Source organism: Bradyrhizobium sp. USDA 3311 (assembly GCF_054062495.1).
The window spans coordinates 5348253-5374543 of record NZ_JBSSFI010000001.1 but is presented as its reverse complement, the minus strand read 5'-3'; the positions used below and the strand labels follow the sequence as shown (position 1 = coordinate 5374543).

At 63.1% G+C, this 26291-nt stretch carries 22 protein-coding genes and 1 tRNA gene; 4 read left to right on the top strand and 19 right to left on the bottom strand.

Going from position 1 to position 26291, the window contains the following annotated elements; genetic code table 11:
* Window positions 1-7: 7 nt before the first annotated feature.
* The 7 genes from ACVWW6_RS25675 to ACVWW6_RS25645 form a co-directional block, all read right to left on the bottom strand.
* A complete protein-coding gene (locus ACVWW6_RS25675) occupies window positions 8-1690 on the bottom strand; it encodes an arylsulfatase (RefSeq protein ID WP_161537054.1) in 1683 nt (560 codons plus the stop codon).
* 29 nt (window positions 1691-1719) lie between these two features.
* The gene (locus ACVWW6_RS25670) at window positions 1720-2712 is read right to left on the bottom strand and encodes a formylglycine-generating enzyme family protein (RefSeq protein WP_456681572.1); all 993 of its coding nucleotides are present in this window, start codon (window positions 2710-2712) and stop codon (window positions 1720-1722) included.
* A 306-nt stretch (window positions 2713-3018) separates the two neighbouring features.
* Entirely contained in the window at window positions 3019-4614 is a 1596-nt protein-coding gene (locus tag ACVWW6_RS25665) for a porin (RefSeq protein ID WP_456681571.1), read from the bottom strand.
* A gap of 773 nt (window positions 4615-5387) precedes the next feature.
* On the bottom strand, window positions 5388-6794 hold the full coding sequence (locus ACVWW6_RS25660) for an OprD family outer membrane porin (RefSeq protein WP_038966356.1): 1407 nt from the start codon (window positions 6792-6794) through the stop codon (window positions 5388-5390).
* Window positions 6795-7245: 451 nt separating this feature from the next.
* On the bottom strand, window positions 7246-7647 hold the full coding sequence (locus ACVWW6_RS25655; protein ID WP_011087839.1) for a hypothetical protein: 402 nt from the start codon (window positions 7645-7647) through the stop codon (window positions 7246-7248).
* Window positions 7648-7674: 27 nt separating this feature from the next.
* Window positions 7675-10848, bottom strand: a complete 3174-nt coding sequence (locus tag ACVWW6_RS25650) for an efflux RND transporter permease subunit (RefSeq protein ID WP_161534678.1) — start codon at window positions 10846-10848, stop codon at window positions 7675-7677.
* 3 nt (window positions 10849-10851) lie between these two features.
* Window positions 10852-12039 carry an efflux RND transporter periplasmic adaptor subunit gene (locus tag ACVWW6_RS25645; protein WP_011087841.1) on the bottom strand — a complete coding sequence of 396 codons (1188 nt, stop codon included), beginning with the start codon at window positions 12037-12039 and terminating at the stop codon, window positions 10852-10854.
* 488 nt (window positions 12040-12527) lie between these two features.
* Between ACVWW6_RS25645 and ACVWW6_RS25640 the strand changes: the two genes are divergently transcribed.
* Window positions 12528-12620: transfer RNA gene (locus tag ACVWW6_RS25640), tRNA-Ser, on the top strand.
* Window positions 12621-12753: 133 nt separating this feature from the next.
* Here ACVWW6_RS25640 and ACVWW6_RS25635 read toward each other — a convergent pair.
* The 9 genes from ACVWW6_RS25635 to ACVWW6_RS25595 all read right to left on the bottom strand — a co-directional run bounded on the left by ACVWW6_RS25635 (window position 12754) and on the right by ACVWW6_RS25595 (window position 20899).
* Complete coding sequence (locus tag ACVWW6_RS25635) at window positions 12754-12963, bottom strand: hypothetical protein (RefSeq protein WP_011087842.1); 210 nt, start codon at window positions 12961-12963, stop codon at window positions 12754-12756.
* Between the two features lie 196 nt (window positions 12964-13159).
* Window positions 13160-13426, bottom strand: coding sequence for a hypothetical protein (locus ACVWW6_RS25630; RefSeq protein ID WP_028171599.1), 267 nt, complete (start codon window positions 13424-13426; stop codon window positions 13160-13162).
* Between the two features lie 1562 nt (window positions 13427-14988).
* The gene (gatB, locus tag ACVWW6_RS25625) at window positions 14989-16467 is read right to left on the bottom strand and encodes an Asp-tRNA(Asn)/Glu-tRNA(Gln) amidotransferase subunit GatB (RefSeq protein WP_456681570.1); all 1479 of its coding nucleotides are present in this window, start codon (window positions 16465-16467) and stop codon (window positions 14989-14991) included.
* Entirely contained in the window at window positions 16464-16766 is a 303-nt protein-coding gene (locus ACVWW6_RS25620; protein ID WP_456681569.1) for a hypothetical protein, read from the bottom strand. Before ACVWW6_RS25620 ends, gatB begins: the two co-directional genes overlap by 4 nt.
* Window positions 16757-18232: an Asp-tRNA(Asn)/Glu-tRNA(Gln) amidotransferase subunit GatA gene (gene gatA, locus ACVWW6_RS25615; protein ID WP_456681568.1), complete on the bottom strand. Its 1476-nt coding sequence runs from the start codon at window positions 18230-18232 to the stop codon at window positions 16757-16759. The genes ACVWW6_RS25620 and gatA overlap by 10 nt, the downstream gene beginning before the upstream one ends.
* Window positions 18229-18441, bottom strand: a complete 213-nt coding sequence (locus ACVWW6_RS25610; protein WP_027547180.1) for a hypothetical protein — start codon at window positions 18439-18441, stop codon at window positions 18229-18231. Before ACVWW6_RS25610 ends, gatA begins: the two co-directional genes overlap by 4 nt.
* Before the next feature lie 18 nt (window positions 18442-18459).
* The gene (gene gatC, locus ACVWW6_RS25605) at window positions 18460-18747 is read right to left on the bottom strand and encodes an Asp-tRNA(Asn)/Glu-tRNA(Gln) amidotransferase subunit GatC (RefSeq protein WP_011087850.1); all 288 of its coding nucleotides are present in this window, start codon (window positions 18745-18747) and stop codon (window positions 18460-18462) included.
* 77 nt (window positions 18748-18824) lie between these two features.
* Complete coding sequence (locus tag ACVWW6_RS25600) at window positions 18825-19901, bottom strand: NAD(P)H-dependent flavin oxidoreductase (protein ID WP_456681567.1); 1077 nt, start codon at window positions 19899-19901, stop codon at window positions 18825-18827.
* Window positions 19902-19918: 17 nt separating this feature from the next.
* Window positions 19919-20899 carry an NAD(P)H-dependent flavin oxidoreductase gene (locus ACVWW6_RS25595; RefSeq protein WP_456681566.1) on the bottom strand — a complete coding sequence of 327 codons (981 nt, stop codon included), beginning with the start codon at window positions 20897-20899 and terminating at the stop codon, window positions 19919-19921.
* A gap of 97 nt (window positions 20900-20996) precedes the next feature.
* Between ACVWW6_RS25595 and ACVWW6_RS25590 the strand changes: the two genes are divergently transcribed.
* Window positions 20997-21887, top strand: a complete 891-nt coding sequence (locus ACVWW6_RS25590; protein ID WP_060912498.1) for a LysR family transcriptional regulator — start codon at window positions 20997-20999, stop codon at window positions 21885-21887.
* Here ACVWW6_RS25590 and ACVWW6_RS25585 read toward each other — a convergent pair.
* A complete protein-coding gene (locus ACVWW6_RS25585; RefSeq protein WP_028171592.1) occupies window positions 21874-22089 on the bottom strand; it encodes a hypothetical protein in 216 nt (71 codons plus the stop codon). The two genes, ACVWW6_RS25590 and ACVWW6_RS25585, sit on opposite strands and share 14 nt — an antisense overlap.
* A gap of 46 nt (window positions 22090-22135) precedes the next feature.
* On the opposite strand from ACVWW6_RS25585, the gene ruvX reads away from it, so the two are divergent.
* Both ruvX and ACVWW6_RS25575 read left to right on the top strand, forming a co-directional pair.
* Window positions 22136-22621, top strand: coding sequence for a Holliday junction resolvase RuvX (ruvX, locus tag ACVWW6_RS25580; RefSeq protein ID WP_028171591.1), 486 nt, complete (start codon window positions 22136-22138; stop codon window positions 22619-22621).
* 5 nt (window positions 22622-22626) lie between these two features.
* Entirely contained in the window at window positions 22627-23550 is a 924-nt protein-coding gene (locus ACVWW6_RS25575) for an AEC family transporter (protein ID WP_456681565.1), read from the top strand.
* A 167-nt stretch (window positions 23551-23717) separates the two neighbouring features.
* Here ACVWW6_RS25575 and ACVWW6_RS25570 read toward each other — a convergent pair whose 3' ends face one another.
* Window positions 23718-24488 carry a CPBP family intramembrane glutamic endopeptidase gene (locus ACVWW6_RS25570; protein ID WP_110116277.1) on the bottom strand — a complete coding sequence of 257 codons (771 nt, stop codon included), beginning with the start codon at window positions 24486-24488 and terminating at the stop codon, window positions 23718-23720.
* 144 nt (window positions 24489-24632) lie between these two features.
* Window positions 24633-26276: an acyl-CoA dehydrogenase family protein gene (locus ACVWW6_RS25565; protein ID WP_456681564.1), complete on the bottom strand. Its 1644-nt coding sequence runs from the start codon at window positions 26274-26276 to the stop codon at window positions 24633-24635.
* Window positions 26277-26291: the final 15 nt, after the last annotated feature.

Below are 26291 nucleotides of genomic sequence, written 5' to 3'. Positions count from 1 at the left end.
AGCTGCGCTACTTGGCGATTGCCGCTCGCGCCGCTTCGATCTTGGCCTTCACAGCGTCTAGATTGAAGCTTGCACCCCTCTGCATCGGCGGAAACTCGATCGCCGTCATCGCCAGCTTTTCCACCTGCTGCTGAACAAACACGAAGCGCCAGAATTCGTATTTGAACCAGTCGAAGTATTGTTGCGCCCCGTATTTGGTCCCGCTATCGGGCCAGCCCGTGCGCTCGAAAGGATCGAGGCGAAGGTTGGTCAAATAGGGCACGTCAACCTTGCTTTTATCACCCAGCCAGCCTCCGGGCTGGTCGATAAAACGATATTTGTAGTCGTCGATGCGCACGGCCCCCAGCTCGCTTTCGCCGAAATAAAAGATTTCGTGCCGATTTGACGGCCCCTTGCCAGTGATCATGTCCAGCTGGTTGTAGCCGTCCAGATGGCACTTGTAGGTGCGGTCACCGATCTGCTTACCCTTTTTGAGCTCGTCGACGATGTTGGGGTTGCCGGCAGCGGCCAGGAAGGTCGGGAACCAGTCCAGTCCGGACATGATGCCGTTCTCGACCTTGCCGGCCGGCACCTTGCCCGGCCAGCGGACCATCGCCGGCGCGCGGAAGCCGCCCTCCATGATCGTGCCTTTGCTCTGCGCGAATGGCGTCTGTCCGCCATCGGGCCAGGTGAAGACCTCGGTGCCGTTGTCGGTCGTGAATACCACGATGGTGTTGTCATCGACGCCCATATCCTTCAGCTTCTGCATCACGATGCCAATGTCGTCGTCGAGCTGCGCCATGCCGGCTTCATGGATGGACCAACCATTCTTGGAGTTGCGCATCGCCTGGTACTTCGGCGACAGGTGCGTAACGATGTGCATGCGGGTCGGATTGAGCCACAGGAAGAATGGCTTGTTGTCGGCCCTGGCCCTGTCGATGAAATTGAGCGCGAAGTCGCGGATTTCATCGTCCACGGTTTCCATCCGCTTGGGATAGAGCGTTCCGGCGTCCTCGATCCTCTGCTTGCCGACCTTGCCCCAGCGCGGATCCACGGTGGCGTCGTCCACGTTGGTCGCCCACGAGTGAACCATGTTGCGCGGACCGACTGTGTTCAACAGCTCCTGCGGATAAGCGGGGTGGGCCGGATCTTCCATCGCGTCGAGGTGATACAGGTAGCCGAAGAACTCGTCGAAGCCATGCACCGTCGGCAGAAACTCGTTTTTGTCGCCAAGGTGGTTCTTGCCGAACTGGCCGGTGGCGTAGCCCATACCTTTCAGCGCCGCGGCAATGGTCACGGCCTCCGCCGGCAAGCCGGTGGGAGCGCCGGCCTGGCCGACTGTGGTCATGCCGGTGCGGATCGGCAGTTCGCCGGTGATGAAGTTGGCGCGACCCGCCGTGCAACTCGCCTCGGCGTAGTAATCGGTGAACAGCATGCCTTCGGCGGCGATCTTGTCGAGGTTTGGCGTCCGCCCGGCCATCATCCCGCGGTGGTAGGCCCCGATATTCCAGATGCCGATATCGTCACCCATGATGACGACGATGTTCGGCCGTTGCCCGGGCGTAGCGGGCGCCGGCGCCGTAGCTGGTTGCTGCGCTTGCGCAGGGCTCGTCAATCCGACGGCCGAGAGCGCCGAAGCGGCGACGAGAGAACTACCACTCAACAAGAGATCGCGGCGTTTCAATCCTCCGCCGATTGGTCCCGTGCTCATCTCAGGCTTTTCCGGAATCCGATCGTTACTCATGACGTGATCCTCTTCCTGGCGATGCACCTGAAGCCGACATGGCTTGCTGAGGTGTCGATCGGCTCGGCATGACGCGCGGCCGGACGATAGCGGCGGCAGTAGCTGGGAGCGCAAAGATGCGAGCCGCCTTTAAGCACCTTGCGTGGAATCCTGAGGTTCGGCTGACAAGAATCGTAGCTCGCGCCCTCGGGCCCGCCGCGAGGATTTTGCGGGATGCAGCAGACTTTCAGGGCGTCGGCTTCGTGCTTCTGCGAATACCAATCGGCCGTCCTTTCCCAGACATTGCCGATCATGTCGTGCAGGCCGTAACCGTTGGCCGGGAATGCGGTGACGGGCGAAGTGCGTTCGAAGCCATCAGCCGCAAGATTCTGGTGCGGGAAATTGCCCTGCCAGGTGTTTGCCATATGCCTTCCGCGGGGGAATAGCTCGTCACCCCAGGCGAATTCCGCGCCGTCCAGTCCGCCGCGTGCGGCGAATTCCCATTCGGCCTCGGTCGGCAATTCCTTGCCGGCCCATTTGGCATAGGCTTCGACGTCGCGGTAGGCGACGTGGACGACCGGGTGGTCGTCGAGCCCGCTGATGTTGCTGCGCGGACCATAGGGACGGCGCCAGTTGGCGCCGAACTTGAACGTCCACCATTGCCCCCAGTTGTGCAAGTCTACAGCTCGCTTAGGCGGCGTGAAGACCAGTGACCCGGCCTTGAGCATGTGCGGCAGAGCGCCCGGATAGTCCTTCGCATCAGGCGTAATTTCGGCGAAAGTGACGTAGCCGGTCGCGTTCACGAATTTGCGGAATTGGCGGTTAGTGACCGGCGTGCGATCCATCCAGAATCCGTCAACGGTAACGAGATGGGCCGGCGCTTCCTCCGGATAATGCCGATCCGAGCCCATGCGAAACGTGCCGCCCGGCACATAAAGCATCCCCTCACCTGCTGGATCTTCGAACGATTGTCCGGAGCCAGACAACGATTTCGTATTAGCCAGGTACATGACGACCCCCGGGGGCCATCGCATCAGCGGCCTGGTGGCACTCCTCCGGGTTGATCCAGATCAAAGGCCCGTTTCAGGGCCATAAGCAGACAGCGCAGGGAGTCGCTGCAGAGAGCATCGGTGGCAAGCGCCGGACATGCGCCGTCGTCCGGCTTGAGCAGCGGCCGCGACCTGAGGCGTGCACGCGACCGGTCACGGAAGCGACGCGCCGGCTCGGCCGACATTGCTGGGGCGCAAAGCCATGCACCAAAAGAAAAGCCCCGGCGGTTTCCCGCCGGGGCTCTCTGTCAGGTCGTTAGACCGAGATCACCAGTTGCGCTGAGCGCGGAGGAGCAGAACGAGCGAGTTCTGGTCCTTGACCTCGTAGGTCGCAGCCGGCTTGGCGGGAACAGCGGCCAGCCCCGCCGCAATTGTACCTGCGTACTTCTGGTCGACGTTGGTCCAGGCCAAGTCGGCCGAGAACGTCAGGTTCTTGACCGGCGTCCAGCGGGTGATGATACCCACCTGGCCGATATTGAAGTCGGGGTTACAACCCGTAAGACCAGGTTGCCCGACGGTGAGCAGGCCACCAGCGCCGCAGAGGAAGGTCTTGGCCCCCGAGCCGAACTGCGCCTGAGCGTAGGCACCGTAGATCGCGGTGTTCCAGTAGGGATCCCAGTTGTGCGTGTAAGCACCGCGGAAGCCCCAGGTCTTGATCGTCTCCTGCTGGCCACCCGAGACGAACACGGTGTCCGGAGCGGTGACAGCGGCGACGCTGCCGTAGGCGCCGGCGAGGCCCGAGCTGCCGTACATCACATACGTGCTGCCCGCGAGGTTCTGGAAGTTGTAGCGGGTCGCACCGTCGGTGTAGACGGCCGACACGTTGATCACGTCACCCGCACCGGTCGGGATGTTCTTGATCGACAGAGCGAGCTGAACCGCCCAACCCCACTTGTCGTCGGGGTGGCCGAACGTTTCGGCGGGGCCGTAGTAACCCACGTGGTTGTCGTGCGCAGCGACCGACGCCTGGAACAGACCCCAAGCCTGGTCGACACGAACCATACCGACGAGGTTCGGCGACCTGCTGCCGCCGATGGCATTGGCGCCGACAGCACCGCCGAAAATGCCAGCCGCAGTTGCGCCAGTCAGGTTGACGTTACCAGCCTGCATGTAGGAGGTCGGATCTTCCGCCGAGAACGCCGCCGTGATGCCCTGACCGAAGTCAGCGGTGTAGGAGAACTGGTTGATACCAGTGACCGTGCCGCTGCCGCCGACGAGACCGTCGAAGTTGTTGCCGGGATAGTTGGTCCAAGGCGCGTCGAACTGCGACACGGCCTTACCCATGGTGAAGCCGGCGAACTGGATGAAGGCGTAATACACGCCGAGCGAACCGGCCGAGGTGTTGCCGTCGGTGCCGTTCACCGAACCGCCGCCGGAGCCGAAGAGAGCCGGAGCAGCTGCACCGACGGGAGTGTTGATGGCGAGCGCACCGCTGTAGGCGGTGCCACCGGTGGCGCTGCCGGTGCCGACATAGTTGCCGGTGGTCCAGGAGAACACGCCGTCGAAGAAGGTGCGGACGACGCCGTACTCGGTCGCGGTGCGCGTGTCGATGTTGAGGTCTTCACGAGCGCGCATCGTGTAGTAGTTCGTCAGACGGTTGCGTGCACCGTTGGCGCCCTGGGTCGAGACGTTCTGGTTCAGGGTGAAGTCCGAGTTGGTGCCCAGCGCGACTTCAGCGCGCAGGTAACCACCCAGCTTGATGCAGGTGTCAGTGCCCGGGATGTAGTAGAACCCGGCACCGTAGAGCGAGCAGATCTTCACGTATTCGACCGCCTTGGCCTTTACGGGAAGATCAGCCGCTTGTGCCCCGCCGACGGCGAGCAACGCTGCCGCAGAACCGAGCAAAAGGCCCTTAAACTTCATGTTAAACCTCCAAGTTGAAGCCTCGTACAAATCCTCGTACAAAGCCGTTTGAGCTACCCGCGAAAAGACGTTGGAAATCAACGCATCCTCGTATCGATGGTCTACTTAAGCGAACCACCTAAAACGGGACGACCTCGGGATGCCCCCCTCCGTCGCTCAGTCACAATTACCGAACGTCCTTGCACACACAACAACAGAACGCTCCGGAACGGGCCTATGAAGCGCGTTTTCCGACGGGTGTTGCACAAATAACACGCAGATGTGATCGGATCGCCCACGTAACATATTGTTTACATTGATGTTTTTTAAGCGGTTCCATTTGCCTTCAAAGTTCCCCACATGAGGCACCGCTACAGGGAGTTCGTCTCCAACGAGGTTTCGGCGCCCTCGAATCGTGGAATCAGAAGAAGACTCAACGGGAAGACACAGCCTCCCCTCCGCGAGCGCATTCGGAAGGCGTCGGCACCAAGAGGGCATGGCATTTTCTTCGATAGAGATGAGTTGCGGCTAGACCGATCGCCCTCGAAGCAGTCAGGTGCTGCACACCGTGGCCCCGCGCCCCAAGTCGCATCACTAAGCGTTTTCGATGACTTGCGATTTTCGGGCTCGGGCGGGAGGGTACTCAGCCTCCTTGACGATGCAAAACCGGTGCGACGAGCCCGGCAGCGATCGCGCCCGTCATCAAAGCTCCGCCTAAATCGTTCCGCATCGGGGCAATGCGAGCCTGTCCAGTGGCACCACGCCTGATCCGGGTTGGGAAGAAGGTGATTGCCCTAGTGCTTCGACACCGACGGTTCCGGCCTGAAAAGCACCGTGTAATCGGCGATCAAGCGGAATTCTTGCTGCGTCGGGCGCACGTTCCCCTGTTGCCAAACGTTTGAGTATTGGGTCTTCAGTCGCAGGCCTTTCAGCGGCCCCTCGGTCGGCCGATACTGCAGCCATACATCCAGTTCTCGACGGTCGGGAATCGCGACATTCGTCACCGGATTCAGGGCTCCCCAACCCTGGCTGTACCAGGCACCGGTGCTCAGTCCGGGGAGCCCAAAGGCCGCGAAGTCGTAAGCGGCGCTGCCGCCGATCGCCTTCTCGCCGGCGTTGTCAAAGGACACTTGCTGCATGTCCGTATAGTTCGGTTTGGTCCCGAAAGGCGAATAGATCTTGGATTGGTTCCCTGTCGCAGACCCCGCGATGAAGAGCGTCCAGCCGGCATACGCCATCTGTGCCTTCGCAGAAGCCTGGTAGGTCTCGAAGGGACTGCCCGCCAGCAGGTTGTCGCCTACGCTCGTCTGCGCGATGACATTGCCGCCCAAGATGAAGTTGGGCATCCCCTTTGGCTGCCTGAAGTCATACTCCGCCTGACCGAAGCCGGAATTGATGAAGTTCTGGACGTTGTAATCCATAGCCGTCAACACGAGGCCAGGAATCGGGCGGAGCCTGAACATCCCAAATGGCGTGCCCTCCGTGCCGGTTCCGGCCAGCGCATTCGACATCGGAATGAAATCGTTTGAATCGCGCGGCTTGATATTCCAGATGTAACCGAGGGCGTAGTCGTAGAAGCGATCCTTGTCTGGCAACGATACAAGCGTCGCGGCCTCGAACGTGTTCGGTACCATCCGATTGTCTTGAGGATTGATCAATGGCGTATCGACCAACTGCCGTCCGCCACGGATTTCCTGGTCGCCGAGTTGGATGCGTCCATAGATCTGACCCAAAGTATTGATGTTGTTCTGGCCCGGCGCCAACAGCTTCGTACCGTCTTGATCGAGAGGACCAAAAAGCCTCTCCGATCCGTAGAAGGCGGCGTGAATGCCGAACAGGTCGCCAATCAGGCCGGTTCGGACCGCAAGCCAGCCGCCTGCGGCATAAGCTTGCGACTTGGTTCCGTCGAAATTGTCGCGGTTCATGTAATAGGTTCGCGCGACGTATTGTACGAGTGAATCGCGGAAGAACGCCGGCAACTCCTGAGCTCGGCGGTCCCAGTAGATTTCCTTCATGAACGGCTGAGCGGGAAACTTGTCCAATGTCCACGAGGACAGACGCTCGCGGTCGGCGATTTCATCTCGCGACGCAGGCAGCAGAAGCTCCTGGGCTGTTGCCGGCTGCGCAAGGCAGAACCAAATCGCGACGAGGCCGGCTGAAGCAACGAGGCGATTGCAGATCGCCCGAAACACGCGGTGCATACTTCCTTCTCCTGTCCCCGGGAGCGGATTCAACACACGCTGAGCGCGTACGACACCAGCACTTTGATTTGGATCAACACTCGGATTAATCTCTGCGCATCAACAAAACGGCGCCGGCTGTGGTAGCGCAATACTCCCGCGCCAAGCGGACCGACACGCACAGCAAACCGTCGCGCGGCATCGTCTGTCGAGCACAGCAATGGCGCTGGATCAGATATCGAACACACTTCGGTGCGAGCCCTGAGATCGCATCGCACCTCTCTTGTCGGCGCGACCCAAAGACATCTTCGCAGCTATCTCGTCTCGAGAAATGACCTTTGGTGCAATGTCCCCGACAACCTTGCGCAACGTGCCCTCGCCACTTCTATGCTCAAGCTCTGCAGTAAGACGCGAGCAACAAGGGGATTGCCACCGGCAAACGATCAGCCGGTTCGCATGAACCTGGCGCGATCTACATTGCACACCTGGTAAATTTAACGCTCATGTCGGAAATGTCGGGAAAGGAGCGGCTGATATTGTTGTCGTCAATAACTTTCAGGACGAATTTCATGTCCTGATTCATGATCGAGGTTGCGCATGCAGCCGAAATCTCGACGCTGCCTGCGTTTTCCTTTTTGGACTTGATCGTGCAGTTGGCCGACTTTCCTCGTATGCTGTTGCCCTCGATGATGAAGCCCGAGCCGTACAACTCCGACATCTCGGTGAAGGCGACGTGACTGCCTCGCTTGCTGAATACCTGACTGCACATGTCGGCTTCGCTCGCCCATGCTCCGGTGAGTTCTATGGCCGATGCCGGGCTGGAGGCCATCACGATCGCGACAGTAAGGACCTGAATGTTGCGAATATTGATCATGAAAAGAGCTCCATCGTGGAAGCGACCTCATTCGGCCGCGACATTGTCCGTTGAAATCTCGTTGGCTGGCAAAGCTTCGGGCTTCTTCTTTGCGCCCGGCCGCAATCGCTCTCGGATGGCCTGGAACATGACGTAAAGCGGAGGGATCGCGAAGATGCCCACGAACGAGGCCAGAATCATACCGCCGAAAACCGGGGTGCCTACGCCGCGTCGTGCAAGCTCCGAGGCGCCTGATGCGACCACGAGCGGATAGAGACCGAGGATGAAGGCAAACGACGTCATCATCACCGGGCGGAAGCGCAAGCGTGCTCCTTCCGCGGCTGCCTCGAGCAGCGGTATGCCATGCTCGCGCTTCTCCTTCGCGAACTCGACGATCAAAATGCCGTTCTTGGCGGCCAGTCCGATCAGCACGACCATCCCGATCTGCCCGTAGAGATCGAGTGTCAGGCCGCTGAGCAGGATTGCGCTGAACGAACCCAAAACCGCTATCGTAACCGACAACAAGACCGGGACCGGGATGGTCCAGCTTTCATAGAGTGCGACCAGGAAGAGATAGGCGAACAACACAGCGAAGCCGAGGATGATGCCGGTCTTTCCTTCGGCGCGCTTTTCCTGGAACGCTGTGTCCGTCCACTCGCCGGCGTAACCTTGTGGCAGTGTCCTGGCAGCAACGTCCTCAAACACCTTCAACGCTTGGCCGGACGACACGCCAGACGCCGGCGTGCCCTGAATTGTCACTGCGCGAAGATTGTTGTAGCGAATGATTGCAGGCGGCCCAAGCGCAACGCGCGTTTCGACGAGGCTGCGCAGCGGGATCATCTGTCCTTCCGCATTACGGACATTGATGCGGTAAATGTCCGTGATGGTCGAACGGTCGGCGGCGTCTGCCTGAACCTGGACCTGCCAAGTGCGGCCGTAAAGGTTCATGTTGTTGATGAAATAGCCGCCAAGCGACGCCTGCAAGGCCTGAAACACGTCCTTGAGCTGCACGCCGAGAATCTGGACCTTGTCGCGATCGATCTCCAGAAAGATCGAAGGATTGTCAGCGGAGAATGTGCTGAACACTCCCCTCAAGCGCGGCTCCGCGTTGGCCGCCACGACGAGGCCGCGAAGAGCCTGCGCGAGGGCTGCCGGATCGCCACCTCGCAGGTCTTCGAGGACATAGGTGAAGCCGCCTCCGGTGCCGAGGCCTACGATCGGCGGCGGGGCCAACGGCACGACGACGCCTCCTTCGATGGCACGAAGCTTCCCTCGCAACCGCGCGATGGTCTCGCGCGCGCCAAGCTCGCCTTTCTTGCGCTCCTCGAAAGGCTTGAAGGTGACCACCATGAAACCGGCGTTCGCTTGCGAGTAGCTGTCGATGAAATTCAGGCCGATGATGCTGGTATAGTCTTCAACGGCCGGATCCTGTTTGATGATGTCTTCGGCCCGACGCAGAACTTCTGAGGTGCGCCCGACCGAGGCGCCGCCGGGCAACTGGGCAATGATAAAAATGGCGCCCTGATCATCTTCGGGGACAAATCCCGTCGGAGTTTGCCTGGCAATGCCAAAGGTAGCGGCGCCGGCGACGGCGACCATGGCAATTCCGACTATCGAAAAATGGACGAGACGCGCGACGATGGCTCCGTATCCGTCCCGGACGCGGTCGATCGTTCGCATCGTCCATCCGATGAGCCCGCGTCTGGGACCATGATGAGGTCGCAGAAATACGGCGCAAAGCGCTGGCGACAGCGTGAGCGCATTGATCGCGGACAGCAGCATGGATACCGCAACCGTCACCGCGAACTGGCGAAACAGCTCGCCGGAAATCCCCGGTATGAACGCGATGGGAACAAACACCGATAGAAGGACGAGAGTGATCGCAATGATCGGCGCCGTAATCTCCCGCATCGCCTGCTTGGTCGCATCCGCGGGCGACAGTTCAGGCCGCTCCTCCATGACGCGTTCGACGTTTTCGACGACGACGATCGCATCGTCGACCACAATTCCGATGGCAAGCACGATGGCGAGCAGCGAGACGGTGTTTGCCGAGTATCCCACGGCGTTCAGCGCAATGAACGCGCCGATGAGGCTGACCGGAACCGCCAATGTCGGAATCAGCGTCGCTCGAACGCTGCCCAGAAACAGGAACACCACGATGACGACGAGAATGAACGCCTCGACCAGGGTCTTTTTGACCTCGTGCAGGGTATCGGTGACGAAGATCGTTGGATCGTAGGTCACCTTCCACGACAGGTCTTCGGGAAAGCGCTTCTCGAGCTCTGCAAGCTTCTTTCGAACTGCCGCGACCGTGTCGATCGCGTTGCCGCCCGGCGTTTGATAAACGACAATTGCCGCCGCGTTCTGTCCGTTGAACCTGGTATCGCGGTCGAGGTTGGCGGCGCCGAGTTCGACCTGGGCCACGTCGCGAAGCCTCAGGACCGATCCATCCGGATTGGTGCGGACGACGATATTCTCGAAGTCGGAGACGGAAGCGAGGCGGCCCTTCGTTTGAATGTTCAGCTGCAATTGCTGATCATTGAAGATCGGACGCGCCCCGATCCGGCCTACGGCTGCCTGCACGTTTTGCGACTGGACGGCGTTGATGATATCGGCGGTCGTCAGGTCGAGGCCGGTCAGTCGATCGGTCTTGACCCATGCACGCATGGCGTAGTCCTGGGGCGCAAAAAGATAGGCATCCCCGACGCCGTTCGTGCTCTTGATCTGATCGAGAAGGTTGATGGTGGCATAATTCGATAGAAACAGCGGATCGTGCGTATGCTTGGGCGAGTACAGGGTCACGACCGCGAGAATGGCCGTCGATTTCTTCTTGACGCTGATACCCTGCTTCTGGACCTCCGACGGCAGCGACGACAGCGCGGTCTGCACGCGATTGTTGATGTTGACGGTATTGATGTCAGGATTGGTGCCGAGCTCGAAGGAGGCGGTCAGCGTGTAGCTTCCGTCGTCGCCGCTGGTGCTTTTCATGTAGATCATTTTGTCGACGCCAACCACCTGCGCCTCGATCGGCTGCGCGACGGTGGCGTCTACAATGGCGCCGCTGGCCCCGGGATATTGGGTGGTCACCGAGACCTGAGGCGGCACGATGTCCGGATATTGTGCCACCGGCATGGCGACAAACGAGATTGCGCCGGCGATGGTCGTCACGATTGCAATGACGATTGCAAGCCGCGGGCGGTCGACGAAAATCGCAGACAGCATGGCTCAGCTCCGGCTGGTGGAGGCTGGCTGAGCGTGTACGGGACTGCCGCCGCGAATCCCCTGAATTCCCTCCACGATGACCTGCTCGCCGCCCGTCAGGCCCTCCTCCACGATCACACCCGTGCCGCTGGTCCCGCCGAGTTTGACACGTCGGACCGCTGCTTTCCCGTCCTCCACGATCAAGACATAGATGCCCTCCTGATCCGAAATCAGCGCCGCTTGCGGGATGAGGAGCCTTTCCTGGGCGGAGCCGCTTTCCAGCCCAACTCTGACGAGCTGACCATCCACGAGCACGCCGTCGGGATTGGGAAATGATGCGCGTGCAAGAATCGTATCCGTGCCGCGGTCGACGATCACATTGACGAAATTGATCTTACCCGGCTGGCTGTAGGCAGTGCCGTCGGAGAAGAACACATAGGCCTTGATGCCGACGACATCGACGTCGCGGCCTTCCTTTTGCGCTGCAAGAAATTCCCTGACGCTGACCGGGAAGGAAACATAGATCGGATCTTGGCTTACGATGGTCGTCAAGATGCCGGTCTGTGGGCTTACCACGTTGCCTTTGGTGATATTCGTCTTGCCGATCTTGCCGGCGATCGGCGACGTAATTTCCGTATAATCCAGATTGATTTGCGCAGTTTTCAGATTGGCCTCGTCCACGAGCAGCGCACCTGCGGCCGCCTGGTCCGCAGCCAGCGCCTGGTCACGGGCCACCTGCGTGCCCGCCTGCTTTGCCAGCAATTCCTCGGCACGCTGCAGCTGCACCTCGCTCAGGGTCTTCGCTGCCTTGTCTTTATTCAGCACGCCTTGGGCCTGATCTACTGCGGCCTCGAACAGCCCTTTTTCGATTGAGTAAAGCGGCGCTCCTGCCTTGACCAGAGCGCCTTCCTGGAACGAGACCTTTTCAAGATATCCCGTGATCCGCGCCCGCACTTCCACTCGCTCGATCGCTTCGATGCGACCGACCAGATCGATCGTTCGTTTTACCGGCTTGCGCTCGGCGACGATTACGCCGACGGAGGCGGCGGCTGGCTGTTGAGCTTGCTGGGCACTGGCGGGCAGCAATTCGAATGATGGTGCAAATACCGCCAACAGGCAGAAAGCGGTCCGAAGCGTCGGCAGCTTCATCGGCGCCCAGGGCTGGGTGGCCGGGATTGCTCCGGTGGCGAGACGACGATTATCGCTACACATGTCCAGCTCCCGTCTAAACGGAACCGAAGTCTTGGGGGTCCTTGCGATGGAGAGGTTGATCTAGCGCAAGAGGACGGGCGCGCGTGGGCCGGCAGGCGCATCATGCTGGAGATTGATGGGCTGGGGCGGACCGCGTGCTGGCCCGGGCCGAACAGCTGCACGCAGAAAATCACGTATTTACAGAGGCTTATCGAAGGCTGCGAACGCACGTCATTTATGTTCTGGCGGAAACGGCGAGACCCCAGTCGGGCTGCCGGCACGCATAAAGAATAAATTCACAAGTTATTTCAGTCACTTGAGCCAGAATGGCTCCAATCATCCGAGAATGGACTTCCCTGCTACAGGGCACCAGACGATTCGGATGCCGTGTCGGTTCGCCCCCCGAGCCCCCAAGCTGCTTCGTTTCGAAGATCGCTGGGAATATTCGAGCGCAAACACGCGCTTACAAATTGACCGGCCCAAGTAATTAGAGGCATAAGGCTCGCACCGGAGAGGTGGCCGAGTGGCTGAAGGCAACGCTTTGCTAAAGCGTCATACGGTCTCAAGCTGTATCGAGGGTTCGAATCCCTCCCTCTCCGCCACCCAGCAGCAGAATCAAGGCCTGCCGTTCTCTCACCTGAAAGCGATCGCCGCGCCGGAGAGAGCTTGGTGCAGGGATCCGCGCGGCTGAGCTCAGCCCGATTCTCGCTCTCCCTATATTATGTGTGTCCGCACCTAGCGGCCGGACCGCCAGATTCGCCAATGCGAGGGCGAAATCAGCACCGGCTCGTCGGCCCAGACGTTGAACCAGACGCCGGACCTGCGCCGGCATGGAAAGGTCCAGGGCACGATGCCCGTCTTGTGCGGCCGTCCGAGTTCCAGATCGCAATCGTCGGGCGCGATCTGAATCGGCAGCCATTGTCCATTCGTGTCGGCAGCGCTCATGCCGCGCGGGTCTAGGCGGCGTCACGACGAAGGAACTTGATTCAGCGCAACCAGGCACGCCCGTGGAAACACGGGGCCGGCTGCGATCCTCAGCTCGAAGCGTTTTCAAGCGAAGCGGATACCGGTTCGCGTCGGGAAAACATCTCAGAACAAGACACCAGAGCCCTGTTCCGATGCCATCGGAACAGAAATGGCTCTAGTGGGTGGAAACCCACGCCCTCGCGTCGCGCTGTGCGGCCGAGATCTCGGCGTCCGACATCTGTCCGGCAACTTCCTGGCGCAGCGCCACGGCGTCCTTGCGGCCCTTCAGGGCGGCGAGGTTGAACCATTTGTGCGCGGCGACGAGATCGACGAGGCCGGCGCGGCCGCTCGCCCAATAGATCCCGCGCTCGAACAGCACGTCCGACAGCGCGCTCGCGTCGATCGGCGTTGCGGTCTCCAGATCGAAAGTACCCTGAAACATAACGCATCCCCTGTTTTCTTATGCCGCCTCGTTCCCCCGAGCGCGGCTCCCGTCCAACTCTGATTTGCGTGATCCCTTCTGGGATCATGCGCTGCTCAACTCTTCCCCAAGTCTTCTTGCCCAGGCCGTTTGCCGGCTTGTTGGAAGCGATGATGGCGGGCAAATTTGAATGGCAGTTTAAGTATCGCGATGAAGCAGACGTAAACGCGCCTTGGCCGCGGCCGCGCACGGAATGCCAAAAGTCCCCATTTGACGGGCACTTCTGCGATTCGTCAGATTCGGTTTACCCTGCGATTTTCGGACAACGATAACCATCGCGCGCGGTGGCGGGGCGCTGTGGCGTACACTCCGCCACTTCCTGTCGTCACCCATGACCCGGCTACGCCAAGGCACTGCCGGGGCTTGCGGTCCTGGAACGCCGAAGCTTCCGCGAAGGCGGCAGGCGGGCGCCCCATCCATCGAGAAGCCGCGACGCACCGGGTCGCCGCCGGGCGATGGCACTGCAAATAGGGAAAACGGCGCACGGACGTCGCGCAACGACAAAGCCGTAGCCCTCGCCTGCCCCGAGGCAGCGCTCAGCGGCAGCGCGGTCACGCCACGACCAGATCAGCAATGTATGGAAAGGGAATGCCGGCAATACCCCGGCCTCAGAGAACGAGGGCGTCGGCGAACACGTCAGGACCAGATTTCACGTTGACCCGAAGGCCGCTTGTGAAATTGCAGAACCGGAGAACCGGCACCGCACCGAACGAAGAAAACTCGTTTCTTCTGCCGGACCGCGAAAAGAGCGATCCGACCGTTGACCTGATGTCTCGCCGACACCCTCTATCGTCGACCAGAACCTCTGGGAGGCGCTGATGACGTGCCGGCTCTCTGGGAGCCGGCAACTTCAGAAGTCGAAGTTACTTCTTCTTCTTCGCGACCTTGCGGGTCTTCTTCGCAGTCTTCTTCACTGCGCTCTTCGCCTTCTTCGCCTTCTTCGCTTTCTTGGCCATGTTGCCCTCCGATGTGTGAGATGGCTTTAATCGCTGCATGCAGTCGGGGATCGAATGCACACTCATCCCGAATACACCAACACGACGAAAAAAACAGCTTCTCGCTTAAAGAAGTGTTGACGCAGCAAGGCGCGTGCGCTTGGCGAGCGCGATGCAAGCACACTGCATGACGTGTTCGTCCGATCGCGGAGAGTGGGCGCATCATCGATGTTTGCGAGAGTAATGATTGCAAGAAAACACTATGCAGAAAGTATTTTCCTGCACTCACGCATTGCGCGTGATCGACGCGATGACGCGCGTCGCGACGCGCAGGATCGCCCCGCGAAGGCGTTTCGCGGACTCTGAGTCGCAGTTTTTGGCAACGAAAATATTTTCATGCTTAACGGCGCGAGCGCTCGTCGGAGCCCGTGCAAGCCGCCGTTTTGCGCGAATCGCGTGACGGCGATTCGGTCGCCGCATCGCAGTCGTCGGGATGAAGATTGCCGCCGAGGACGCGCGCGAGCGTCGCATCGCGAACCCATAGCGAGGTGACGAAACATGTCCGTCACCTCGTCCGAACGCGTGAGGCTAGATGCCGAGCTTGGACTTGAGCAGCTCGTTGACGCTTTGCGGGTTGGCCTTGCCGCCTGACGCCTTCATCACCTGGCCGACGAACCAGCCGAGCGACTGCGGCTTGTCCTTGACCTGCGCGGCCTTGTCGGGATTGGCCGCGATGATGTCGTCGACCACCTTCTCGATCGCCGAGAGGTCGGTGACCTGCTTCATGCCGCGGCTTTCGACCAGTGCGCGGGGATCGCCGCCCTCCTGCCAGACGATCTCGAACAGATCCTTGGCGATCTTGCCGGAGATCGTGCCCTCGCCGATCAGATCGATGATCGCAGCCAGCTGCTCGGCGGTGACGGGAGAGCCCGTAATATCCCGGCCTTCCTTGTTGAGACGGCCGAACAGCTCGTTGATTACCCAGTTCGCCGCCATCTTGCCGTCGCGCGCGCGGTCGCCGAGCTTGTCGAGCACGGTCTCGTAGAACACCGCGCTCTCGCGCTCGGCGACCAGCACGCTCGCGTCGTAAGCTGACAGGCCGAAATCGGCGACGAAGCGCGTCTTCTTCTGGTCCGGCAGCTCGGGCAGCTTCGCCTTCAGCTCGTCGACGAACTCCTGGCTGAACTCTAGCGGCAGCAGGTCGGGATCGGGGAAGTAGCGGTAGTCGTGCGCCTCTTCCTTCGACCGCATCGACCGCGTCTCGCCCTTGTCGGGGTCGAACCGGCGCGTCTCTTGCTCGATCTGCCCACCGTCCTCGAGGATCTCGATCTGGCGCCGCGCTTCATACTCGATCGCCTGGCCGATGAAGTTGATCGAGTTCATGTTCTTGATTTCGCAGCGGGTGCCGAGCGGCCCGCCGGGCTTGCGCACGGAGACGTTGACGTCGGCGCGCAGATTTCCCTTCTCCATGTCGCCGTCACAGGTGCCGAGGTAGCGCATGATCGAGCGCAGCTTGGTGACATAGGCCTTGGCCTGCTCGGCGTCGCGGATGTCCGGTTTTGAGACAATCTCCATCAGCGCCACGCCACAGCGGTTGAAGTCGATGAGGGACAGCGACGGCGACTGGTCGTGCAGCATTTTGCCGGGATCCTGCTCGATATGCAGGCGCTCGATGCCGACGGTGACACTGCGACCGCCGTCGAGCTCGACCAGCACCTCACCTTCGCCCACTATCGGCGACTTGTACTGGCTGATCTGGTAGCCCTGCGGCAGGTCCGGATAGAAATAGTTTTTCCGGTCGAACACCGAACGCAGATTGATCTTGGCGTTGAGGCCGAGCCCAGTCCGGACAGCCTGCCTGACGCATTCCTCGTTGATGACAGGAAGCATGCCCGGCATCGCGGCGTCGACCAGCGACACGTGGCTGTTCGGCTCGCCGCCGAATGCGGTCGACGCACCCGAAAACAGCTTCGAGTTTGACGTCACCTGGGCATGGATTTCCATGCCGATCACGACTTCCCAGTCGCCGGTGAAACCTTTGAGAAGCTTGTGCGTGGCCGTGCTCATGTCTTGCTCCCGAGCAGCGTGACAGCGATCCGCTGCCACGCCGCTTCCAATGAATCCTTTGCCGCGACCTGTCCGGCCTGGCGATACCAGTAGCCGGCATTGCCGAGATCGCCTTCGACGCGGTGCAGATAGGCGTGCACCCAGGCCGCCTCGCGGCTGCTCTCATCCTGAACGATCTTGTGCGCCCGGTCCCAGTCGCCCTTGGCGGCCCACCAGAGACCTGTGAGCGGCGCGTTCAGGTCCGGCGCCGGCGCCGCGCCGTCGAGGCTCGCGATGAACGCTGCGACATTCACCACCACCTCGCGGGCGTGAAGCGGCCGGCGGCCTGCTCGATCACTTCGCCGAGCGAGAACAGCGTCTCCTCGTCGAAGGGACGGCCGATCAGTTGCAGGCCGAGCGGCAGGCCCTGTGCGTCCTTGCCGGCGGGCACGGCGATGCCGGGCAGCCCCGCCATGTTCACCGTCACCGTGAAGATGTCGTTGAGATACATCTCGACCGGGTCGGCGCCGCCCTTCTCGCCGATGCCGAAGGCCGCCGACGGCGTCGCAGGCGTCAGGATCGCGTTGACGCCCTTGGCGAAGCAATCCTCGAAATCCTTCTTGATCAGCGTGCGGACCTTCTGGGCGCGCAGATAATAGGCATCGTAATAGCCGGCCGAGAGCACATAGGTGCCGATCATGACGCGGCGGCGCACTTCCGCGCCAAAACCTTCGGCGCGGGTGTTCTCGTACAGCTCGACGATGTTCTTGCCCTGCTCGCGCAGGCCGTAGCGCACGCCGTCATAGCGCGCGAGGTTGGAGGACGCCTCCGCCGGCGCCACGATGTAATAGGCCGGCAGCGCGTACTTCGTGTGCGGCAGCGACACCTCGACGAGCTCGGCGCCGGCGGCCTTGAGCCACGCCGCGCCCTCGCTCCACAGCTTCTCGATCTCGGCCGGCATGCCGTCGAGACGGTACTCCTTGGGGATGCCGATCCTGATGCCCTTCACGGACTTGCCGATTGCGGCCTCATAGTCCGGCACGGGAATATCGACGGACGTCGTGTCCTTCGGATCGTGGCCGGCCATCGAGCGCAGCAGCATCGCGCTGTCGCGCACGCTGCGCGCGATCGGACCTGCCTGGTCGAGCGAGGAGGCAAAGGCGACGATGCCCCAGCGCGAGCAGCGGCCATAGGTCGGCTTGATGCCGACGGTCGCGGTGAACGCCGCCGGCTGACGGATCGAGCCGCCGGTGTCGGTCGCGGTCGCGCCCATGCACAGCAGCGCCGCCACGGCCGAGGCCGAGCCGCCGGACGAGCCGCCCGGCACCAGCGTGGTGTTGGAGCCTTCACGCCGCCAGGGATTGCCGACGGGACCGAAGCACGAGGTCTCGTTCGCCGAGCCCATCGCGAACTCGTCATTGTTGAGCTTGCCGAGCATCACCGCGCCGTCGCGCCAGAGCTGCGAGGTCACGGTGGACTCGTAGGTCGGCACGAAATTGCCGAGGATCTTCGAGCAGGCCGTGGTGCGCACGCCCTTGGTCGCGAACAGGTCCTTGATGCCGAGCGGGATGCCAGCGAGCGGGCCGGCGTCACCCTTGGCGATCTTGCCGTCCGCCTCGCGCGCCATATCGCGCGCGCGGTCCGGCGTCTCCATCACGAAGGCATTGAGCACGCGCGCGGCTTCGATCGCGGACAGATGCGCGTCGGTCAGCTCGAGTGACGTGAAAGTCTTGGCCGCGAGACCCTTGCGGGCCTCGGCGAGCGTCAGCGATGTCAAATCAGTCATTTATTGATCGGGCTGCAGAAGAATGGAGACAGGGTCTTGTCGTTGGCCGGGTCGTCTTTCTTGGCGGCCGCTTTCGCAGCCGCCTCGATCTCGTCGAGCACGGCATTGACGGCGACATTGGGGTCGGCAGCCTTGCCCTGCCGCTCCATCTTGTCGAGATAGTTCATATAGGCCTGGTAGGCCTTCTCATCGTCGCAAAGCAGGCACATCGGACCACGTCCTAAAAATTACTCGACGACCTTCGGCACCAGGAAGAAGTGGCCTTCGGTCGCGGGCGCGTTGGCAACGATATCGTCCGCGATCTCGCCGTCATTGACCACGTCCTGCCGCTTCTTCATCTGCATCGGGGTGACCGAGGTCATGGCCTCCACGCCCTCGACATTGACCTCCGAGAGCTGCTCGACGAAGGCGAGCATGGCGTTGAGCTCGCCCTGCAGATGCGGAACCTCGCCCTCGGAAACCGCGATGCGCGCCAGATGCGCGATGCGGCGGACGGTAGCGGCGTCGACGGACATTATATAAGGCCTCTCACGGCAAAACCTATGTGCCGTATAGCAGAGGCCGGTTTTGCGCCGCAACCGGGGCTTCCCGCCTATCCAGCGAGCGCCTTCATGCGGGCCAGGGCTGATTTGGCCAGATCCCGGGTCAATTCGGCGGCAGGGAGCTCACGGCCGAGGGCGATGGCCTGGCCGGCCCAGAGATTGGTGAAATCCACCCTGCCCTGCTTTTCGGCGGCGGCCTTGAGCGGCCCCAGCGCGGTCGCCGCATGGGGAAACGGCGGTGCATCCGGCGAGATCGGCCCGGCCTCGCGCATCAGGCGGTTCTGCACCCCGCGCGCCGGCCGGCCGGTCATGACATTGGTGATGACGGTGGAATCGTCCCGCCCCTCGGCCAGCGCAGCGCGGCCCGCCGCACTCACCTTGGATTCCGGGCAACGCAGATAGGCGCTGCCGATCTGCACGCCGGAGGCGCCGAGCGCGAAGGCGGCGGCGATGCCGCGCCCGTCGGCGATGCCACCCGCTGCGATGACCGGCACCTTCACGGCATCGGCGACCTGCGGCACCAGCGCGAAGGTGCCGGGCTGCTCGGCGATCTTGTCGGTCAGGAACATGCCGCGATGGCCGCCGGCCTCGGCGCCTTGCGCGATCACGGCGTCGGCGCCGTGCCGCTCGAGCCAGACGGCTTCCTTCACCGTCGTGGCGGACGAGATGACGAGGCAGCCGGCGGCCTTGACACGCTTGAGCAGCGCCTGCTCCGGCAGGCCGAAATGGAAGCTGACGACTTCCGGCTTCAGCTCCTCGACGACTTCGCAAAAGGCCGCATCGAACGGAGCCCGGTTCGCGGCATTGATGGGTGCCGCCGGATCGAGGCCATGCTCCCGGTAGTAACCGGCGAGCCGCTGCTTCCAGCGCACTTCGGCCTCAGCCGTGAGATCGATCGGCGTATGGCAGAAGAAGTTCATGTTCACGGGCGCCTTCACGCGCTGGCGAATGATGTTGACCTGCTCCCGCGCCTTCTCCGCCGACAGCATCGCGCAGGGCAGCGAGCCCAGCGCCCCGCCTTGCGCGGCGGCGATCACCAGCTCCGCATCCATCACGCCGGCCATCGGCGCCAGCACGATCGGGAATTCGGTCTTGAAGAGATCGATCAGTCGACGGTCAGGCCACATGGTGTGTCTCTCATGGTTCAGGCGACGGACGTGACGGAGTTGCGCCGGCCGGCAAGCAGGTGCTCCGCCTCAATCGCAATACGCTCGACGATCTCGGCCGCCGGCGGAATATCATGGATCAGGCCGACCGCCTCGCCCGCGATCACGGCGGCGACGTCGAAATTGCCGGCCGCCTTTGCCGCCGCATACTCAGCCGCAACCATGGCGACATTCTGCATCATCTCGACCTCGCGGCCGATCCAGCGCCTGGCGTGGTCGTTGAGCAGACACCTTCCCGTGAAGGGCGCCGGCCAGACATTGTTGCGCGACAGGTCGAAGATGATGCCGCGCACGGTCGAGCCGCTGCTCGCCGCGCAGATGCGCCGCTTGGCCTCCCCCGCGCCGTCGGCCTCCTGGCTCGCATAGAAGCGCGTGCCGAGCAGCACGCCGCTCGCGCCCAGCATCATCATGGCGGCGAGACCCCGCCCGTCCGCGATGCCGCCGGCCGCCACCACAGGCACACGGCCCGCCGCGAGATCGACGATGGCAGGCACGAGATCGATGCTGGTCCGTGACGCGCCGTGACCGCCCGCCTCCGTGCCCTGCGCGATCAGGATATCGGCGCCGGCGTCGAGCGCCTGCCGCGCCATCGCCTCGTCCTGCACCTGGCAGATCAGGCGCGCGCCCACGGATCTGATCTTCGGTGCGAACGGCGCGGGATCGCCGAAGGACAGCATGATCGCAGACGGCTTTGCGGCGAGCGCGATGTCGAGCAGCTCGGGCCGCTTGGCGAGGCTCCAGGTGATGAAGCCGATCCCGAACGGCGCACGCAGACCGGAGAGCTTTGCGGTCTCCCGCTCCAGCCACGCCCGCTCGCCATAGCCGCCGCCCAGAATGCCGAAGCCTCCCGCGCGGCTGACTGCCGCCACCAGACGGCTGCCCGCGACGACATCCATCGGCGCCAGCAGGATGGGATGCCTGATCTCCAGCAAGCTCGTCAGCGGCGTCGCAATGGGCATGGCTTCTCCCCGATCTGGACAGCGAGACTAAGCGCGACTAGCATTCTCGAAAAATGAATTGTAGCGAACGCTGCCATCACAAAAGCGAAACGACGCCATGGAACTCAGCGATATCCAGACCTTCGCCGCCGTCGCGCGTACCGGCGGTATCACTCGCGCCGCCGAAGTGCTCAACACCGTGCAATCAAACGTCACCCAGCGCGTGAAGGCGCTGGAGGCGGAGATCGGCACGCCGCTGTTCGAGCGCCACAGCCGCGGCATGACGCTGACCGGCGCCGGCAAACGCCTCCTGCCCTACGCGCAACGGATGGCCGCGCTATCGCGCGAGGCCGTGCTCGCCGCGCGCGACGATGGCGAGCCGAAAGGGCCGCTGGCGATCGGTTCGATGGAAACGACAGCCGCCGTGCGTCTGCCGCCGCTGCTGGCCGATTTCCACCGCCGCTTCCCCGCCGTGCGCCTCTCCTTGCGCACGGCAACCACGGCCGACCTGGTCGCTGGCGTGCTCGAAGGCACGCTCGACGGCGCCTTCGTCGCAGGTCCCATCGCGCATGCCGACCTCACGGCGACGAGCGCCTTCCGCGAAGAGCTGGTGCTGGTCAGCGCGCGACGCTGGAGCTCGCTAGCCGAGCTGCGTGCCGGCACGCCGGAGTCAGGTCCGACTGCGCTGGTGTTCCGCACCGGCTGCACCTATCGCCAGCGGCTCGAGCAGATCTTCGTCGAGTTCGGCTGGCCGTCGGCCGCACGGTTTGAGCTCGGCACGCTCGACGGCATGATCGGCTGCGTCGCCGCCGACATGGGCGTGACGCTACTCCCGCGCGCCGTGGTCGAGCGCAGCGCGATGAACGGCAGCGTGTCGATCCACCCGCTGAGCGCCTCGCACGCGCGCGTCGAGACACTCTTCATCCAGCGCAGTGCCGGACATCAGTACAGCGCACTGCAAGGCTTTGCCGCCTGCCTGAAGAAGGACGACGACGTCATCGCGGCCTGAGATACCAGCGCCGCAGCGCCACCACCGCCCAGATCGCCTCGACCAGCCCGAACGGCCATGCGCCCTGCAGGAAGCCGTAGGCCGAGCCGAGCGCGCAGGACATCGCGAACAGCAGCACGAACCAGTGGCTGCGGTCCTCCATCGCATAGCAGACCAGCATCGCGGTGACGGCAAACAGGCCGAATAGTGTCAGCGCATCCATGTTCCGGGTTCACTCCACGGCGTGACGCGTGATATGCGCTGATGCCATGCCGGCTCTTATCCTGCCCCTGGTCGATGCTGCAACCCACTGGCCCGAACGCGGCGGGCTGGTTGGCCTTGATCTGGGCACCAAGACGATCGGCGTCGCCGTGTCGAACCCGGACCGGCGGTTGGCGACCGGCGTCGAGACCATTCAGCGCAAGGCGTTCAAGCAGGACGCCGCCCGGCTGCTCGCGATCGCCGCTGAGCGCAAGGTCGTCGGCTTCGTGCTTGGCCTGCCCATCAACATGGACGGCAGCGAGGGCCCGCGCGCGCAATCGACCCGCGCCTTCGCCCGCAACCTCGCCAATCTCACCACGCTCCCCATCGGCCTCTGGGACGAGCGCCTCTCGACCGCAGCGGTCGAACGCGAGCTGATCGGCATGGATGTCAGCCGCGCCAAACGCGCCGAGGTGATCGACGAGCACGCCGCGATCTTCATCCTGCAAGGGGCGCTCGACCGCCTCGCGAACTTGCGCACCGGAAACGGCTGACCCCCATGGCCGTCGTGATCGCGGCGCTGCTGCCGGTCTTCATCCTCATCGTGCTCGGCGTGGTGCTTCGGCACAGCCTGATGCGGCTGGACACGCAATGGCACGGGCTGGAGCGGCTGACCTATTTCGTGCTGTTTCCGATGCTGCTGATCCAGACGCTGGTGAAGGCCGACCTTTCCAAGGTGCCGGTCGCCGGCGTCGGCGGCGCGCTCTTGCTGTCGGCGCTGGCGATGTCGCTGCTGTGCCTCGCGCTGCGCCCGGCGCTGGCGCGGCTCGAGATTGACGGGCCGGCCTTCACCTCGATCTTCCAGGGCGCGACGCGCTGGCAGACCTATGTGGCGCTCTCCGTCTCCGCCAACATGTTCGGCGACGTCGGGCTGGCGCTGGCATCCGTCGCCATGGTCGCGATCATCCCGCTGGTCAACGTGTTCAGCGTCGCCGTGCTCGCGCACTATGCATCGCCGGAGAAACAGTCCGCCCGCGCGATCGTCATGACGGTGATCCGAAATCCCCTGATCTGGGCCTGCGCAATCGGGCTCTTCATCAACGTCGTCCACCTGCCGCTGCCGAAGATCTGGCATGAGGTTGCGGACGCGCTGAGCCGGTCATCCCTGGCGATCGGCCTGCTCGTGACCGGTGCGGGCCTGCATCTCGAAGGCCTCCTGCGTCCCAGTCTGAGCGCGACGATCGGCGTCGCCTTCAAGCTGGTCCTGATGCCCGTGCTCGCGCTGGGGCTTGCGGCCTGGTTCGGGCTATCAGGCAACAGTCTGGCAATCGTCGCGATCTGCGCTGCGGTGCCGACCTCACCCAGCGCCTATGTGCTGGCCCGGCAGATGGGTGGCGATGCGCCGCTGCTGGCGCAGATCATCACGCTGCAGACGATCCTTGCGGCGGTCACGATGCCGGTTGCGATCGCGCTGGTGGCCTAAAACTCGTCATTGTGGGCGCCTCCCTCTCCTCGTCATTGCGAGGAGCTCGCGACAAAATTGCGAAGCAATTTTGCGCTGATGCGACGAAGCAATCCAGAATCCCTCCGCGGAGAGATTCTGGATTGCTTCGCTTCCGCTCGCAATGACGGAACGTGGGGCAACCGCCGTCAGCCCCCCAGCCACATCGTCAGCACCACCGCCGTCATGTTGTTCAGCGCGTGCAGCACGATCGTCAGCCACAGCGAATTGGCGCGATAGCGCATGTAGCCGAACCACAGGCCGATGGTGAAGACCTCGGCGAGGAAGTACAGGTCGTATTGCAGATGCACGACCGTCCACACCAGCGACGACAGGATGATCGCGCCGGGCACGCGCAGGAAGCTCGCCGACCAGCCGCGATAGAGAAAGCCGCGCGCCAGCACCTCTTCCGACATCGGCGCCGCCACGCTGAAGGCGATCAGCAACAACAGGGCCGCGCCCTTGTCACGGCCCGATTTCAACAGATCGGTCATGAAGCCCGGCGTCGCCTCGCGGCCGAGGCTCCGCGACACCGTCTCCCAGGCCAGCACCAGCAGGATGAGACCGACCGCGCCGAACAGGAGCTGCATCCAGGACGGCCAGCGCAGCGCGAGATAGTCGACGAAGGAGGCCTTCTTGATACGGATGGCGAGCCACACCGCGAGGAGTGTCGCCGGCAGGCCCATGATGACCGACAGCGCGAGCGCCGCCGGCTCGCGGCCGACCGACTGGATCGAGGCCATGTCGATCGGAAGGCCGCGCAGCGCGGCCAGCAGCAGGATCGCCCCGACCTGGCCGACGAACATCGCGACGAAGATGAGAAGGCCCCACAGCGCCGTGCCGAAGAACCTCCAGACGCGCGGCGCGTGATCCGCGGGCGTCATGGTCAGTGGCGGATGCTCGGGATTGAGGGAATCCATCAGGAGGCTTTCGTTGAGATTGCCGTCATTCCGGGGCGCCCGAAGGGCGAACCCGGAATCTCGAGATTCTCAGGTGCGCAAGGGCGCACCGTAGTTCGATGCTTCGCATCGCCCCGGAATGACGGCCAAAAAGAAGCAAAAAGCTCACGGCAGCGCCCTCTCCAGCAGCGCGCGCACGTCGCGGCTCTCCAGCTCCACCGCGCCGTACATGCTGGCGTGGGTTGTGGCGAGGCGCGTGGCCGCGAACAGTTCAGCATGACGCGGCGACACGCCGTTCAGCGCGGCGGCCGCGGCAAGCAGCGCCAGCTTCTCGACCGCGAGCCGCGCGACGCGCTCGCCGTCGGCGCGGCGGAAGGTCTTGCCGATGAACGCGACCGCCTCGCCTGCGCCCGGCAAACCCTTGGTCTCGGCGGCAAGCGATTGCAGCACCGCCATCGCCGCCTCCGGCTCGCGCGACAGTGCGCGCAGCACGTCGAGGCACATCACGTTGCCCGAGCCTTCCCAGATCGCGTTGACCGGCGACTCCCGATAGTGGCGTGCCAGGATGCCGTCCTCGACATAGCCGTTGCCGCCGAGGCACTCCATCGCCTCGTAGAGGAAGCCAGGCGCGCTCTTGCAGGTCCAGTATTTGATCGCGGGCGTCAGCAGCCGCATATAGGCGGCCTCCGCCGCATCGTGCGGGGTGCGGTCGAAGGCGCGGCAGAGCCGCATCACCAGGGCGACGCTCGCCTCCACATGCAGCGCCATGTCCGACAGCACCGCCTGCATCAAGGGCTGATCGGCGAGATGCTTCTGGAACACGCTGCGGTGACGCGCATGATGCAGCGCATGCGCGAGCCCCGAGCGCATCAGGCCGGTGGAGGCGATCGCGCAATCCTGCCGCGTCAGCTGCACCATCTGGATGATGGTGCGGATGCCCTTGCCCGCCTCGCCGACCGCTTGCGCATATGCGCCGGCGAACTCGACCTCGGACGACGCATTGGAGCGGTTGCCGAGCTTGTCCTTCAAGCGCTGGAACTGGATCGCGTTGACGGACCCGTCGGGCGCAAAGCGCGGCATGAAGAAGCAGGTCAGCCCCTCGTCGGCCTGCGCCAGCACCAGGAACGCGTCGCACATCGGCGCCGACATGAACCATTTGTGGCCGGTGATGCGATAGGCGTCGCCGTCACGCACCGCGCTCGTCATGTTGGCGCGCACATCGGTGCCACCCTGCTTCTCGGTCATGCCCATGCCGAGCGTCATGCCGCGCTTGCCCCACCACGGCGCAAACGTCGGGTCGTAGCTCTTCGTCGCCAGCACCGGCATCACGCGCGCCAGCAGATCCGGCTGCGTCGCCAGCGCGGCGACGGAGGCGCGCGTCATCGTGATTGGACAGAGATGGCCGGTCTCGACCTGCGAGGCGATGTAGAATTTTGCGGCGCGGATGACCTCGGCGGCATCGCCCGCCGGCTTCCCGTCCGCCGTCCAGGTCGAATTGTGCACGCCGGCATGCGCGCTGTGCGCCATCAGCTCGTGATAGGCGGGATGAAACTCGACCTGGTCGCGGCGATTGCCCTTGGCGTCGAAGGTGCGCAGCTTGGGCGTGTTCTCATTCGCCACGCGCCCGCGATCGGCCATCGCGGCAGAGCCCCAGTGCTTGCCGAATTCGGACAGCTCCCGCTCCGCCTTAGCGCCGCCATTGGCCTTGACCGCCTCGACCAGCGGCCGGTCCACGGCGAACAGATCGACATCCCAAAACAGCGGCGACTGGTTGAAGACCTCGTGGGTTGCGAAGCTGGGCTGAGTCATCTTGTTTCCCCGGCG

Excerpts from the sequence above, each read along its gene's own strand:
- ACVWW6_RS25585 (WP_028171592.1), bottom strand. The coding sequence starts at position 22,089 with ATGGATGCGCTGACACTATTCGGCCTGTTTGCCGTCACCGCGATGCTG.
- ACVWW6_RS25570 (WP_110116277.1), bottom strand. The coding sequence starts at position 24,488 with ATGGATTCCCTCAATCCCGAGCATCCGCCACTGACCATGACGCCCGCG.
- ruvX (WP_028171591.1), top strand. The coding sequence starts at position 22,136 with ATGCCGGCTCTTATCCTGCCCCTGGTCGATGCTGCAACCCACTGGCCC.
- gatC (WP_011087850.1), bottom strand. The coding sequence starts at position 18,747 with ATGTCCGTCGACGCCGCTACCGTCCGCCGCATCGCGCATCTGGCGCGC.
- ACVWW6_RS25655 (WP_011087839.1), bottom strand. The coding sequence starts at position 7,647 with ATGATCAATATTCGCAACATTCAGGTCCTTACTGTCGCGATCGTGATG.
- ACVWW6_RS25595 (WP_456681566.1), bottom strand. The coding sequence starts at position 20,899 with ATGCCCATTGCGACGCCGCTGACGAGCTTGCTGGAGATCAGGCATCCC.
- ACVWW6_RS25665 (WP_456681571.1), bottom strand. The coding sequence starts at position 4,614 with ATGAAGTTTAAGGGCCTTTTGCTCGGTTCTGCGGCAGCGTTGCTCGCC.
- ACVWW6_RS25660 (WP_038966356.1), bottom strand. The coding sequence starts at position 6,794 with ATGCACCGCGTGTTTCGGGCGATCTGCAATCGCCTCGTTGCTTCAGCC.
- ACVWW6_RS25600 (WP_456681567.1), bottom strand. The coding sequence starts at position 19,901 with ATGTGGCCTGACCGTCGACTGATCGATCTCTTCAAGACCGAATTCCCG.
- ACVWW6_RS25575 (WP_456681565.1), top strand. The coding sequence starts at position 22,627 with ATGGCCGTCGTGATCGCGGCGCTGCTGCCGGTCTTCATCCTCATCGTG.
- ACVWW6_RS25635 (WP_011087842.1), bottom strand. The coding sequence starts at position 12,963 with ATGAGCGCTGCCGACACGAATGGACAATGGCTGCCGATTCAGATCGCG.
- ACVWW6_RS25675 (WP_161537054.1), bottom strand. The coding sequence starts at position 1,690 with ATGAGCACGGGACCAATCGGCGGAGGATTGAAACGCCGCGATCTCTTG.
- ACVWW6_RS25610 (WP_027547180.1), bottom strand. The coding sequence starts at position 18,441 with ATGTGCCTGCTTTGCGACGATGAGAAGGCCTACCAGGCCTATATGAAC.
- ACVWW6_RS25670 (WP_456681572.1), bottom strand. The coding sequence starts at position 2,712 with ATGTACCTGGCTAATACGAAATCGTTGTCTGGCTCCGGACAATCGTTC.
- ACVWW6_RS25650 (WP_161534678.1), bottom strand. The coding sequence starts at position 10,848 with ATGCTGTCTGCGATTTTCGTCGACCGCCCGCGGCTTGCAATCGTCATT.
- ACVWW6_RS25590 (WP_060912498.1), top strand. The coding sequence starts at position 20,997 with ATGGAACTCAGCGATATCCAGACCTTCGCCGCCGTCGCGCGTACCGGC.
- gatA (WP_456681568.1), bottom strand. The coding sequence starts at position 18,232 with ATGACTGATTTGACATCGCTGACGCTCGCCGAGGCCCGCAAGGGTCTC.
- ACVWW6_RS25565 (WP_456681564.1), bottom strand. The coding sequence starts at position 26,276 with ATGACTCAGCCCAGCTTCGCAACCCACGAGGTCTTCAACCAGTCGCCG.
- ACVWW6_RS25645 (WP_011087841.1), bottom strand. The coding sequence starts at position 12,039 with ATGTGTAGCGATAATCGTCGTCTCGCCACCGGAGCAATCCCGGCCACC.
- gatB (WP_456681570.1), bottom strand. The coding sequence starts at position 16,467 with ATGAGCACGGCCACGCACAAGCTTCTCAAAGGTTTCACCGGCGACTGG.
- ACVWW6_RS25630 (WP_028171599.1), bottom strand. The coding sequence starts at position 13,426 with ATGTTTCAGGGTACTTTCGATCTGGAGACCGCAACGCCGATCGACGCG.